Genomic DNA, 15,575 nt, shown 5'->3' on the forward strand with positions numbered 1-15,575 from the left:
CAGTTTTTACGGAATATATATGCAGGATGCGGGTTTAAAAGCGTTTTGATCTATCCTATAAATACAGTTGTTTGCCACGCCACCGGATCGTTCCCAGGAACGTGAAGGTGGCGTTTGGCTTTTGTTTGTTAAGCTAATGTTATTCAGGCATTACACATAGATACCACAAAATGACAATGTCTGAAATGATAAACATTCATGATCATATAGTTATTGGGGCCGCTGCTGTCTTTGTGATACTCGTTTAACCCTTTTTATAACACTAAAGTTTTTGCATATTATCCAATAATAATCTTATTATTAAATTATATAAATTAGATTTTATATATTTGCAGCGAAGAAATACAGTTGTTTGTAAGGCTGACCGTTTGGACGTGCTATCCCTTTAATATCAAGATCCTATAGCGAAAATAAGATCACAGCACTACAAAACAGACATGTTTATTTGGGACAATCTTCACGTCAGATCCCCTCATTAATCAGTGAACAGCGGGCAAATTCCTCGCATTCATCCATCTGAAAAGCAGCCCGTTTTATAGCTATCCTATACTGTCTATGAAAAAAAATTTCATTAAAGGTCTGTTAAGCACCGGCTTAATCCTGTGTTCATTACTGACATTCGGCCAGCTGCCTTATAGTCCGTGTAGCCCCAGTGGTGGTAAAAGAGCCGATCTGTTAGGTGTAGAAACTAAATACAAGGCTCCGGGAGGCAGCGCGCCTGTCTTTACCATTCCGGCAGGAACCAAGTCCATAGCGGTTTATACCTCATCTGAAACCGGCATGCCTACCGGTAGCGATAACGCGCAGGGGGATGAGGATTTCATCACCATTAATGCCATCATCAATCTTGCGGCCAATACTTCTTCCGGGTATGTGAACTATGCAAAGAATACAAACACGGATGGTTCCGGTACCAACGTATACGGATGGAAGGATGCCGCATTGGGTGCGCTGATCCCTGCTGCCAGCAAGATAGGAGATGCCTCGCCCGACCTGAACAATGTTAACTTTACGGTTTCCGGCAGCACATTAACCATCACTGAAACCGCTACCAGTATACATACATCATATTATGTTGAATATCTTTCACCCTATACCAACTCATTAAATCCGTTAAGCCCGCAGATCCGGGCATTATTGCATGGGAGTGCCAGCACGAATACCGACCTGGTAATACCTATTCCCGCGGGCACTAACCTGATCAGCATTTCGGCAAAGGGTACCAACTCCAGCGCTACAGATCTGAATTCCAGCAGCGGTACAGAGGAAGGTTATTCCAATTTACGTTTTAATATTGACCTGGATGCCGGTTTAACAGACGGTTTTGTTACCTTATCAAACGGCGGCTCTGTGGATAGAAGATCTACTTATGTGATCAATGACATGAGCAGCACCTCCACCAGCAGCATGATCTCTTCCGGCGTTATAACGGGTGATTATTCAACAAAGCTGACAACTGCAGGTGCAGTGGGCCTGTATAATCCACAGATCTATGTTTCAGGCGGCAACCTGGTCATTAAGAGGGATGCCAATTATGCACGTGATTTTGATGACGCTTATGTAGTGGAGTTCTACCATCGTGTAGGACAGGGCATGAGCGCGGATTTTATCAATACAGAAATTAAAGCCATCCCCAGCGGACTAAGCTCCACTTCAGGAGTTAGCAGGGTATTTAAAATACCGCCGGGCACCAACTCCATTTATTTTAATGAAACCGGTAACGCGGTAAATACAGACCGGGAAAGTAATGAGAACTCCCTGGCAGCATATGCTTATATAGACCTGGCTACTGAAACCGCTACCGGTTATTTCTATCAGCAGGTAGGTTTATCCGGTGCTACCAGGCGCGATGATAACTATGCGTTTAAAGGGGTGCCATTAACGAATGTTAGCACCAGCACACATGCAAATACAGTAGGATTCACTATTCCCGGTGATAACTATGACCTTTTATTTTCTTTGTCGGCCGATAAAAGCGAGCTGACAATTACCAATAAAACCGGTTTAGCCAATCCTTTTTACCAGTTCCTGCTGTCAGCAGACTATTATGGCTCCAAACCGGATATTGCCTTTAGTGATGGCGGGGGTAATATAACTTTCACCAAAGGCGCTTCCTGTAATATAGTAAAGGCCAATATAAACATATGTAATCCCGGTTCCGGTAACAGTAACGGGGGGATGCCCATTTCATTTTACCAGGGCGATCCGACCGTGGACCCTGCCGCTAAGCTAGTATATACCGGTACCTTTGGCCAGGCCGTGGGTGTAGGAGAATGTAAGGTGTTTGTTTTTGATATTGACATGACAGGTTACAGCAACCTGAATGTGCCTTTAACACTGATCATCAACGACAATGGCAGCTTTGTGCCTGGTGGCGTAGGACATACGGTGGGCACGCCTTTTACGCTGTCATCTCTTGCTAACCAGAACACTACTTATAAAGAATGCTACTACGATAACAATAAGATCACCAAAACAGTAAATGTAAATAACTGTCCGCTCGTAAACCTGGATCCGGACAATAGCTCCGGTGCTACAGGTAGTTATAATTACCTGAACTATTTTAACGCCGGAAGTGCTACCGGCTCAAAGATCGCAGATGCCGATCTTAGTATCGTGGACCCGGATGCCGGCGATCTTTTCAGCGCTACTGTTACTTTAACCAATGTGCTGAATGCAGGCAGCGAAAGGCTGAACCTGAATGGCGTACTGCCTGCCGGTATTACCATTTCGGGTAATGGTACCAGCACAATCACGCTCTCCGGCCAGGCTTCGCAGGCAAATTATATTGCTGCTATCAAAATGCTGGAATATAAGAATACGGCCGGTTCGCCTAATACTACTAACCGTATTATCACCGTGGCTGTAAATGATGGTGTGGAAACAGGTCCTGCATCCACCACCACTATCGTTATCTTAACCAGCCCGCGCATTAATGTAACCGGTAATACCATTACCATAGCAGATGCCAGCACTACTACCTATATAACGGATGGTACTAATTTCGGCACTATTACGCCTGGCGGCAGTGCCGTGAATCACACCTTTGCTATCCAGAATGTGGGCACCGGTATTGTTACTTTAACCGGTACACCAGCGGTAAGTAAAACGGGCGATGCGGGTTTTACCATCTTCACACAGCCGGCTTCCAATTCTATTACAAGCGGCAGCAGCACGAACTTCGTGGTACGTTTTGACCCGGCTGCTCATGCTGTGGGCACTTATACCGCCACTATCACCATTAATAATAATGATCCGAATGCAGCCCGTTCCGTATACACTTTTGTAGTTGCTGCTACGGTAAATACGATACCGGCTATTACGGATTTTACCGTAAACGGCAGTGAGGATAATACACTTGCCTTTACCGCAGCCAACTTCAGCACGCATTATACGGATGGTGATGGAACGGCTTTAAATAAGATCATGATCACCAGCCTGCCGCTGAACGGCAGCTTCCAGCTAAGTGGGGTGAACATTACCATAGGGCAGGAGATCCCTGCTGCACAGCTGGGCAACATTACATTTGTACCTACTGCTAACTGGAACGGTACAACGGGATTTGACTGGAACGGTTCCGATGGTATCTCTTATACTGCCGGTGTAGCGCATACTACTATTAATATTACACCGGTAAACGATGCACCTATTATTTCGTTGCCCACCAGTATTGCCGTAACAGAAGATGTACCGGTTTCTATGGGCGGTGTGTCATTTATAGATATTGATGCGGGCACCAGTCCTGTGACGGTTACTTTTAGTGTTCCCAATGGCACTTTCACTGCATTGCCCGGTACCGGCATAACGATAGGCGGCACACCTGGTGCGCTTACTTTAACCGGCACCGTGGATGATATTAACGCCTACCTGGTGTCAGACAAGCTGACGTATAATACTTCACAGAATCCGCCGGTTACGCTGAGCATTACTGTGAACATTAATGATAATGGCAATACCGGCATTGGCGGCGCTATGCAGGATACCCAGATCCTGACGCTGGGCATTACTCCCGTTAATGATATACCGGTAGTAACGGCTGTTCCAAAAACAGTAGCAGAAGATAATGTACTGGCCTTTACAGCGGTGGATTTCACCAGCAAATTTGCCGATCCTGATACTGATCCGTTAGTGAAGATCCGGGTAGTAACCCTGCCTGCACATGGTACGCTGAAACTGAATGGTGTTAATATTACTGCGGGTCAGGAGATTGTTGCTGCTGATTTAGTGAATATTACTTATACGCCTGCTGCTGATTTTAATGGTGCTGATAGTTTTAACTGGAATGGTTATGACGGTACAGCTTATGCTGCTGCAGCATCGCCGGTTAATATTACTGTTACACCGACGAATGACTCGCCGGTAGTAGCTGATGTGCTGAAGACTGTGGTAGAAGATAATGTGTTGGCGTTTGCTAGTGCTGACTTTACCGGCAAGTTTACGGATACTGATAGCGATCCGTTAGTGAAAATTCAGGTTGTTACCTTGCCTACACACGGTACTTTAAAACTAAATGGTACTAATATCACCGCTGGACAAGAAATCCTGGCAACTGATCTGGCTAACATCACCTACACGCCTGATGCTGATTTCAATGGTGCAGATAACTTTAACTGGAATGGCTCCGATGGTGCGGCTTATGCTGTTACTCCGGCCGCTGTAAATATTACAGTTACGCCAGCCAATGACGCACCGGTAATAGCAGACATGCCGAAAACTGTGGTGGAAGATAATGTGCTTGCGTTTGCCAGCACAGACTTTACGAGCAAGTTCACAGACACCGATAGTGATCCGTTAATGAAAATTCAGATCTTGACCCTGCCTACGCATGGTACGCTGAAGCTGAATGGTACTAACATTACTGCTGGTCAGGAGATTGTTGCAGTTGACTTGGTCAACATTACTTACACGCCTGATGCAGACTTCAATGGCTCCGATAATTTCAACTGGAATGGTTCCGATGGTACGGCTTACGCTGTTACTCCGGCCGCTGTAAATATCACCGTTACTCCTGCGAATGATGCACCGGTGGTGGCTGATGTGCCTAAGACAGTGGTGGAAGATAACGTGCTGGCCTTTACTGGTACCGACTTTACTAGCAAGTTTACGGATACCGATAGCGATCCGTTAGTGAAAATCCAAATCGTAACATTGCCTACGCATGGTACCTTAAAGCTGAATGGTACTAATATTACCGCTGGCCAGGAAGTTCTGGTGGCCGACCTGGTGAACATTACTTATACACCAGATGCAGACTTTAATGGTTCTGATAACTTTACCTGGAACGGCTCTGATGGTACGGCCTACGCTGCCACGCCGGCAGCTGTAAATATCACTGTAATACCGGCCAATGATGCACCAGTTGTAACCGATGTGTCAAAAACAGTAGTGGAAGACAATGTACTCGCCTTCACCGCCACCGATTTTACCAGCAAGTTCACCGATACCGATAGTGACCCGTTAGTGAAAATACAGGTGGTAACATTGCCTGCTCATGGTACATTAAAGCTGAATGGTACTAATATTACCGCTGGTCAGGAAGTTCTGGCGGCCGACCTGGTGAACATTACTTATACACCAGATGCAGACTTTAATGGTTCTGATAATTTTACCTGGAATGGCTCTGATGGTACGGCTTACGCTGCCACACCGGCTGCTGTAAATATTGCCGTTACACCAGCCAACGATGCACCAGTAATAGCAGATGTGCCTAAAACAGTAGTAGAAGATAATGTGCTGACCTTCACGGGTACAGACTTTACCAGCAAGTTTACGGATACTGATAGTGATCCGTTAGTGAAAATCCAGGTGGTAACGCTGCCTACGCATGGTATATTGAAGCTGAATGGTGTTAATATTACTGCCGGTCAGGAGATCGTTGCTGCTGATTTAGTGAACATCACTTATACGCCTGATGCTGATTTTAATGGCTCCGATAATTTCAACTGGAATGGTTCTGATGGTACGGCTTACGCCGCCACACCAGCCGCTGTAAATATTACGGTTACACCTGCAAATGATGCACCAGTAGTAGCCGATGTGCCGAAAACAGTAGTAGAAGATAATGTACTGACATTTGCCGGTACAGACTTTACCAGCAAGTTCACCGATACCGATAGCGATCCATTAGTAAAAATCCAGATCATTACACTGTCTGCACATGGTACGCTGAAACTGAATGGTACTAATATTACTGTTGGTCAGGAGATTGTTGCAGCTGACCTGGTCAACATTACTTACACGCCTGATGCAGACTTCAATGGCTCCGATAATTTCAACTGGAATGGCTCCGATGGTACGGCTTACGCTGTTACTCCGGCCGCTGTAAATATCACCGTTATTCCTGCGAACGATGCACCGGTAGTAGCTGATGTGCCTAAGACAGTGATAGAAGATAATGTGCTGGCCTTTACTGGTACCGACTTTACTAGCAAGTTTACGGATACCGATAGCGATCCGTTAGTGAAAATCCAAATCGTAACATTGCCTACGCATGGTACCTTAAAGCTGAATGGTGTTAATATTACTGCTGGTCAGGAGATTGTTGCAGCTGATCTGGCTAATATCACTTATACGCCTGATGCTGATTTTAATGGTTCGGATAACTTTACCTGGAACGGCTCTGATGGTACGGCCTATGCTGCCACGCCGGCAGCTGTAAATGTCACTGTAATACCGGCCAATGATGCACCAGTTGTAACCGATGTGTCAAAAACAGTAGTAGAAGACAATGTACTCGCCTTCACCGCTACCGATTTTACCAGCAAGTTCACCGATACCGATAGTGACCCGTTAGTGAAAATACAGGTGGTAACATTGCCTGCTCATGGTACATTAAAGCTGAATGGCACTAACATCACCGCAGGTCAGGAAATCCTGGCAGCAGATCTGGCCAACATCACTTACATACCAGATGCAGACTTTAATGGTTCTGATAACTTTAATTGGAATGGTTCTGATGGCACCGCCTACGCCGCCACACCAGCCGCTGTAAATATTACGGTTACACCCGCCAATGATGCACCAGTAGTAGCCGATGTGCCGAAAACAGTAGTAGAAGACAACGTGCTCGCCTTCACCGGTACAGACTTCACCAGCAAGTTCACTGATACCGATAGTGATCCATTAGTGAAAATTCAGGTTATTACCTTGCCTACGCACGGTACGCTGAAACTGAATGGTGCTAACATCACAGCAGGTCAGGAGATTGTTGCGGCTGATTTAGCCAATATCACTTATACACCGAATGCAGACTTCAATGGCTCCGATAATTTCAACTGGAACGGTTCTGATGGTACGGCTTACGCAGCCACACCAGCCGCTGTAAATATTGCTGTTACTCCGGCAAACGATGCACCAGTAATAGCTGATGTTCCGAAAATAGTAGTAGAAGATAATGTGCTGGCCTTTATGGGCACTGACTTTACCAGCAAGTTTACCGATACCGACAGCGATCCGTTAGTGAAAATACAGGTGGTAACACTGCCTACACATGGTGCACTGAAGCTGAATGGTACTAACATCACAGCAGGTCAGGAGATTGTTGCGGCCGATTTAGCCAATATCACCTACACGCCAGATGCAGACTTCAACGGTTCCGATAGCTTTACCTGGAACGGTTCTGACGGCACGGCTTACACCGCCACACCGGCCGCTGTAAATATTACTGTTACACCTGCAAATGATGCACCAGTAGTAGCCGATGTGCCGAAAACAGTAGTAGAAGATAATGTGCTGACCTTCACGGGTACAGACTTTACCAGTAAGTTCACCGATACGGACAGTGACCCGTTAGTGAAAATACAGATGGTAACATTGCCTGCTCATGGTACCTTAAAGCTAAATGGTACTAATATTACCGCTGGTCAGGAAGTTCTGGCGGCCGACCTGGTGAACATTACTTATACGCCTGATGCAGACTTTAATGGCTCCGATAATTTCAACTGGAATGGTTCTGATGGTACGGCTTACGCCGCCACACCAGCCGCTGTAAATATTACGGTTACACCTGCAAATGATGCACCAGTAGTAGCCGATGTGCCGAAAACAGTAGTAGAAGACAATGTGCTCGCCTTCACCGGTACAGACTTCACCAGCAAGTTCACTGATACCGATAGTGATCCATTAGTGAAAATTCAGGTTATTACCTTGCCTACGCACGGTACGCTGAAACTGAATGGTGCTAACATCACAGCAGGTCAGGAGATTGTTGCGGCTGATTTAGCCAATATCACTTATACACCAGATGCAGACTTCAATGGCTCCGATAACTTTAATTGGAACGGTTCTGATGGTACGGCTTACGCAGCCACACCAGCCGCTGTAAATATTGCTGTTACTCCGGCAAACGATGCACCAGTAATAGCTGATGTTCCGAAAATAGTAGTAGAAGATAATGTGCTGGCCTTTACGGGCACTGACTTTACCAGCAAGTTTACCGATACCGACAGCGATCCGTTAGTGAAAATACAGGTGGTAACACTGCCTACACATGGTGCACTGAAGCTGAATGGTACTAACATCACAGCAGGTCAGGAGATTGTTGCGGCCGATTTAGCCAATATCACCTACACGCCAGATGCAGACTTCAACGGTTCCGATAGCTTTACCTGGAACGGTTCTGACGGCACGGCTTACACCGCCACACCGGCCGCTGTAAATATTACTGTTACACCTGCAAATGATGCACCAGTAGTAGCCGATGTGCCGAAAGCAGTGGTGGAAGATAACGTGCTGTCATTTACCGGCACCGACTTTACCAGCAAGTTCACTGATACCGATAGCGATCCGTTAGTTAAGATTCAGATTGTTACCTTGCCTACGCATGGTACACTGAAGCTGAATGGTACTAATATTACCGCTGGCCAAGAAATCGTGGCCGCCGACCTGGTTAACATCACTTATACACCAGATGCAGACTTTAATGGTTCCGATAACTTTACCTGGAACGGCTCTGATGGAACAGCTTATGCTACCACACCAGCTGCTGTAAATATTACGGTTACAGCAGCTAATGATGCACCAGTAGTAGCCGATGTGCCAAAAACAGTGGTGGAAGATAACGTGCTGACATTTACCGGCACCGACTTTACGAGCAAGTTTACTGATACAGATAGTGATCCATTAGTAAAAATACAGGTGGTAACACTGCCTACGCATGGTACGCTGAAACTGAATGGTACTAATATTACTGCTGGTCAGGAGATTGTTGCAGCTGACCTGGTCAATATTACTTACACGCCTGATGCAGACTTCAATGGCTCCGATAATTTCAACTGGAATGGCTCCGATGGTACGGCTTACGCTGTTACTCCGGCCGCTGTAAATATCACCGTTACTCCTGCGAACGATGCACCGGTAGTAGCTGATGTGCCTAAGACAGTGATAGAAGATAATGTGCTGGCCTTTACTGGTACCGACTTTAGTAGCAAGTTTACGGATACCGATAGTGATCCATTAGTGAAAATCCAGATTGTTACCTTGCCTACGCACGGTACGCTGAAGCGGAATGGTACTAACATTACTGTAGGTCAGGAGATTCTGGCAGCTGATCTTGCTAACATCACCTATACGCCTGATGCAGATTTCAACGGCTCCGATAGCTTTACATGGAATGGTTCAGACGGCACGGCTTACGCTGCCACACCAGCCGCTGTAAATATCACCGTTACACCAGCCAACGATGCACCGGCAGTAGCTGATATAATAAAAACAGTAATAGAAGATAACGTGCTGGCCTTTACGGGCACTGACTTTACCAGCAAATTCACCGATACCGACAGCGATCCGTTAGTAAAAATCCAGATCGTAACACTGCCCACTCATGGAACGCTTAAGCTGAATGGTACTAATATCACCGCCGGGCAGGAAATCCTGGCTGCTGATTTAGTGAATATTACCTACACACCAGCCGCAGACTTCAACGGTTCCGATAACTTTACCTGGAATGGTTCTGATGGCACGGCTTACGCCGCCACACCGGCCGTAGTAAATATTACTGTTACACCAGCCAATGATGCACCTGTAATAGCCGATGTTCCGAAAACAGTAGTAGAAGATAACGTGCTGACCTTCACCGGTATAGACTTTGCCAGCAAGTTCACTGACACAGACAGTGATCCGTTAGTAAAAATCCAAATCACCACCCTGCCTACGCATGGCACTTTAAAACTGAACGGTACCAACATCACAGCAGGCCAGGAAATCCTGGCAACGGACCTGGCTAACATCACCTACACACCAAACGCTGACTTTAACGGCTCCGACAGCTTCAACTGGAACGGCTCCGACGGCACCGCCTACGCCGCCACACCGGCCGCTGTAAACATCACCGTTACACCAGCCAATGATGCACCGGCAGTAGCTGATATAATAAAAACAGTAGTAGAAGATAACACATTATCCTTCACAAGCACTGATTTCACCAGCAAATTCACTGACACAGACAGTGATCCGTTAGTAAAAATCCAGATTGTCACCTTGTCCACGCACGGTACACTGAAGCTGAATGGTACTAACATTACTGCGGGGCAAGAAATCCTTGCCGCTGACCTGGCAAACATCACCTACACACCAACCTCTAATTTCAACGGCTCCGATAACTTTACCTGGAACGGCTCCGACGGCACCGCTTACGCTGCCACACCAGCCGCAGTAAACATCACCGTTACACCAGCCAATGATGCACCGGTAGTCACCAACATACCAAAAACAGTTGTAGAGGATAACACATTAGCCTTCACCACCACAGATTTCACCAGCAAGTTCACCGACACCGACAGCGATCCGTTAGTAAAAACCCAAATCACCACCCTGCCTGCACACGGTACTTTAAAACTAAACGGTACCAACATCACCGCAGGTCAGGAAATCTTAGCCGCTGATCTGGCAAACATCACCTACACACCAGCCGCTGACTTCACAGGCTCCGACAGCTTCAACTGGAACGGCTCCGATGGCACCGCCTACGCCGCCACACCGGCAGCAGTAAACATCACTGTTACACCAGCAAACGATGCGCCTGCCGGCAATAATGACGGCAAAACCACTAATGAGGATACTCCTGTAAACGGCGTCATTACCGGTACCGATACAGATGCGGATCCGCTCATCTATACTAAAGGCAACAATCCATTACATGGTACAGTAGTGGTAAATCCTGACGGTACTTATACCTACACACCGGCTGCCAATTATAACGGCCCGGATAGCTTTACCATCATTATCAGCGATGGTAAGGGCGGCAACACAACGGTAACGGTAAACATTACCATAATACCGGTAAATGATGCACCCATCAGCGCCGGCAACAGCAAAACTACCCAGGAAGGAATGCCGGTAAGCGGCGCGGTAACCGGTACAGATGTAGACGGAGATCCGCTGACATTCACGAAGGGCACAGATCCTGCGCATGGTACGGTAGTAGTAAATCCTGATGGCACCTATACCTATACACCGGCGCCTGGTTACACCGGTCCGGATAACTTTACCATCATCATCAGTGATGGCAAGGGTGGTACCACTACGGTTACTGTTAACATCACGGTAGGTATGGCTGACAACCCGGCCATTACCCTGGTAAAAACAGGTCTGGTACGTGCGGACAGTATCAGCATCACCTATACATTCACCATCACCAACACCGGCAATGTAACCTTACATAACGTAACGGTATCAGATCCCATGCTGGGATTAAGTAAAACCATTACCGGCAATTTCCTGCCTGGCGCCGTAATCACGGAAACAACCGTGTACATGCTTACACAGGCCGACCGTGATCATGGCAGCGTAAGCAATACTGCCTCCGTAAGCGGACAAACACCGGTTAACACAACTATTACAGATATCTCCGGTACAGGAGGTAATAACGATGCGCCTACCGTAACTGAAGTATCCAGATCGCCGGTGGCTGTGGACGATGAAATGTCCACGAAAGTGAATGCACCGGTAACTATCCCGGTACTGGATAATGATGATGCAGGTCATTCTACATTCAACACCGGTACGGTGGCGGTTATTACACAACCGCAGCATGGCCGCGCGAATGTTAATGAAGATGGTACCATTACCTACACACCGGATCTGAGCTATAAGGGCGATGACAGCTTTACCTACCAGGTACGGGATGCAGATGGTTATATTACCAATGTAGCTATTGTGAAGCTGGGCATCTCTTTCTCAGATCTTAAAGTGCCAACGCTGTTCACACCGAATGGCGATGGTAAGAACGATGCCTTTGAAATACGCGGCCTGAACCAGTACGCAGAAAATGAGCTGGTGATCATTAACCGCTGGGGTAATGAAGTGTTCCGCCAGAAGGGCTACCAGAATAACTGGTTTGGTGAGGGGCTGAATGAAGGCACCTACTATTACCTGTTACGCATAAAGAAAACAAATGGTTCTGGATGGGAAGTACTGAAAGGGTATACAACGCTGATCCGCGCATTCAAACATTAATGTTCTTATAAATTGTCGTTATGAGAAAAGGCATCATATTCACAGGTTTGCTGTTGCTGATTGGCAGGTTCGCGCTTGCCCAGCAGGATGCGCAGTACAGCCAGTATATGTTTAACGGGATCTACATCAACCCCGCCTACGCCGGTTATAAAGAGGTGCTGAATGTGCACAGCTTTTACCGGGCCCAGTGGACGGGTATTGAGGGGGCGCCCCGCAGCTTTTCCGTAGCGGTGGATGCCATTGCCAATGAGGGCAATGTAGGCCTGGCCTTACAGCTTTTCAGCGATAAGCTGGGCGCGCAAAGCACACAAGGCGTGTATGCTAACTATGCCTACCGTATACGGCTAAATGAAGATGGCAGCTCGCGCCTGGCCTTTGGCATCAGCGGGGGACTGCTGCAGCTTGGTATCAATGGCTCGCTGCTTACCACCAATGATCCTGAGCTGGATATGCCGGGTGGTACGCAAACCACACTAGTGCCGGATGCGAGGGCAGGAGTGTTCTTTTCAAACGACCGTGTATTTGCAGGTTTTTCAGTGGATAATCTCATTGCGCCGCACATGAATAAATCGCGCTACATCTATATTCCGCAGCCCAGGCCGCACTATTACCTTACCGCGGGAATGCTGCTGCCGCTATGTGAAAGCATCCAGCTTAAACCTTCCTTTTTACTGAAGGATGACCGGGGCGGCCCTTCCAGCCTGGATATGAACGCTTTCCTGCTCTTTAAGGAAAAGATCTGGGTGGGCGGCTCTTACCGTACCGGTTTAAAGCTGTATGATAAAAATTACCTGCAAAAGGTGCTGATAAAACGGAATGCGGCAGTGGCGGTCATAGAGTTTTTCCCGGTCAGCAACCTGCGTGTAGGGTACGCATATGATTTCTCAGTAGGCCCGCTGCAAAGCTACAGCAGCGGTTCGCATGAGATCTCTATCGGTTTTTCATTTGCCGGTCCGGATATGCGGATGGCCACCCCGCGGGTGTTTTAAACGATTCAATGAAACAGCTTTTCCAGATGAGTAGATACATGACCGGGTTATTACTGTTGTTGTCCTTCACAACGCAGGCGCAGTATATAATAAAGGAGGCAGATCACCAGTATGTGCTTTATAACTTCAGTAAGGCAATAACACTGTATGAAAAAGCCTATGAGAAAAAGCGCATGCTGCATGCTGCGGAAAGACTGGCTGATATTTACCGCCAGACGAACAACTACCCCCAGGCAGAAAAATGGTGCGCCATTGCAGCAGGTATGAAAGGCAGTAAGCCGGAGAACCTGTTATATTACGCAAAAGCTTTACAGAGCAATGCCCGTTATGCCGCAGCAAAAGAGCAATACCGGAAATATATAGCTACTGATACCGCCGGCAGGCTGTCGGACCGGCAAAAGCATAACTGGCTGGCCTCCTGTGATTCCGCCATCAGCTGGATGAATATCTCCAGCATTATTACGGTAGAGAATATAGAGGCGCTGAACTCTCCACAGTCCGACTGGGCGGCAGTACCTTACCAGGGTGGGGTTGTATTCACATCCGACAGGATCATTACACAGCCCTCAAAAACAGATAAGCCATTCCTGCGCTTTGATACGGAGAAGCTTCCGGATGAAGCCATTTATGGCTGGACAGGCAACCAATACCTGCGCCTGTATTATAAAAAGGGGCAGGATAGCGTGACCGTTTACCCGTTTAATGCCGGTACACGATACCATGTGGGCGCCGCTACCTTTACGGAAGATGAAAGACAGCTATTTTTTTCGCTCACCGAAATACCGCGCAAAACAGCTAAGGGAAAAGGAGCGCTCAAAACTATTAACGTAGAAATATACAGCAGCCAGAAAGACGATCGTGGCCGCTGGCAGGCGCCCGTGCCTTTTATGTATAATAACGTGGACGTATACTCGGTAGGCGACCCTTTTATTACGCCCACGGGTGATACCTTATATTTTTCATCTAACATGCCGGGAGGTGATGGTGGTACAGACCTGTACCGCTGTTTTCGTACAGATAAAGGCTGGACCAAACCGCAAAACCTGGCCTGGTTAAATACAGAAGGTAATGAGCGTTGCCCCATTATTGACCGGCAGGGCCACCTGTTCTTTTCCAGCGATGGTGGTATTGGTATGGGCGGCCTGGATATTTTCCGCGGGCCCATTACCGGTGTAGGCGCTATTGTAAATATGCAGTCCCCCATTAACTCACCGCAGGATGATCTTTCGTTTACGTTGGACCAGTATGGGAATATGTTATACATGTCATCGGACCGCAGTGGCGGAAAAGGGGCAGATGATATTTACCGCGTGTACCCGCATGTGAAGCCTGTAATGCCGGTAGGCACGCCGGAAGATGAGCCGCTGATAGATACCGTGAAGAAACCGGCAGACACCACACAGAAAATAGTACCCATTGCCAAGGAGCCGGTAGAGCCGCCTAAAAAGCCGGCGCTGCCGCAATTAGCCAGCCTGCTCCAGTTCTCTATAGATGGTACGGTGTACGACAGTGAAACAAAAGAGCCGCTGGAAAATGCAGCAGTAACGTTGTTCATTTCTAAAACACCAATAGCCACCGTTCAAACAAATGATGCCGGTTATTATCGCTTTGACCTGGATACCGGTACCGTTTATATGCTGCACGGGCAAAAGGAAAATTATACATGGGATGAGAAAACCGTGAGCACCCATGGATTGAAAAAAACGACCGTGCTGCATCAAAGCCTTTACCTGCCTATATTGCCGGTAAGACCCAGGCTGCAGGTGCTCAATGTATACTTTGATTTTGATAAGGCAGATATACGGTCCGAAGCAGCCGTTGAGCTGAATACCCTTGTTAAATTATTACAGCAGCATCCGCACATGAAAATTGAGCTGCGCACGCATACGGATAGCCGCGGTAATGATGTCTATAACCTGAGGCTGTCGCAGAAGCGCTCTGAAGCAGTGGTGAAATATCTTATCAGCAAAGGCATTGAAAAGAAAAGACTGGTAGCAAAAGGCTATGGCGAAACCAAATTGCTGAACCGCTGTAAGAATGGCGTGGAGTGCAGTGAAGAAGAGCACCAGCTGAACAGGAGAACAGAGTTTATGATACTGACAGACTAAAAAAGGCTCCCCCCAGGGAACTCAT

The 15,575-nt window shown here is 47.3% G+C and carries 3 protein-coding genes; all 3 read left to right on the forward strand.

The window, feature by feature from the left end; all coding sequences use genetic code 11:
* Nucleotides 1-555 precede the first annotated feature (555 nt).
* Genes KVT36_RS12475 through KVT36_RS12485 form a run of 3 tightly spaced genes read left to right on the forward strand, consistent with a single transcriptional unit; the run spans nucleotide 556 to nucleotide 15,550 of the window.
* Nucleotides 556-12,453: an Ig-like domain-containing protein gene (locus KVT36_RS12475; protein ID WP_217603831.1), complete on the forward strand. Its 11,898-nt coding sequence runs from the start codon at nucleotides 556-558 to the stop codon at nucleotides 12,451-12,453.
* A 20-nt stretch (nucleotides 12,454-12,473) separates the two neighbouring features.
* On the forward strand, nucleotides 12,474-13,442 hold the full coding sequence (locus KVT36_RS12480; RefSeq protein ID WP_217603832.1) for a type IX secretion system membrane protein PorP/SprF: 969 nt from the start codon (nucleotides 12,474-12,476) through the stop codon (nucleotides 13,440-13,442).
* Nucleotides 13,443-13,468: 26 nt separating this feature from the next.
* Nucleotides 13,469-15,550: an OmpA family protein gene (locus KVT36_RS12485; RefSeq protein WP_217603833.1), complete on the forward strand. Its 2,082-nt coding sequence runs from the start codon at nucleotides 13,469-13,471 to the stop codon at nucleotides 15,548-15,550.
* Nucleotides 15,551-15,575: the final 25 nt, after the last annotated feature.

The organism is Chitinophaga sp. GbtcB8, from assembly GCF_019091455.1.
Classification (GTDB): domain Bacteria; phylum Bacteroidota; class Bacteroidia; order Chitinophagales; family Chitinophagaceae; genus Chitinophaga.

What these genes read in the sequence shown, in the direction of transcription:
- KVT36_RS12480 (WP_217603832.1), top strand. Translation starts at nt 12,474, where the DNA reads ATGAGAAAAGGCATCATATTCACAGGTTTGCTGTTGCTGATTGGCAGG.
- KVT36_RS12485 (WP_217603833.1), top strand. Translation starts at nt 13,469, where the DNA reads ATGAGTAGATACATGACCGGGTTATTACTGTTGTTGTCCTTCACAACG.
- KVT36_RS12475 (WP_217603831.1), top strand. Translation starts at nt 556, where the DNA reads ATGAAAAAAAATTTCATTAAAGGTCTGTTAAGCACCGGCTTAATCCTG.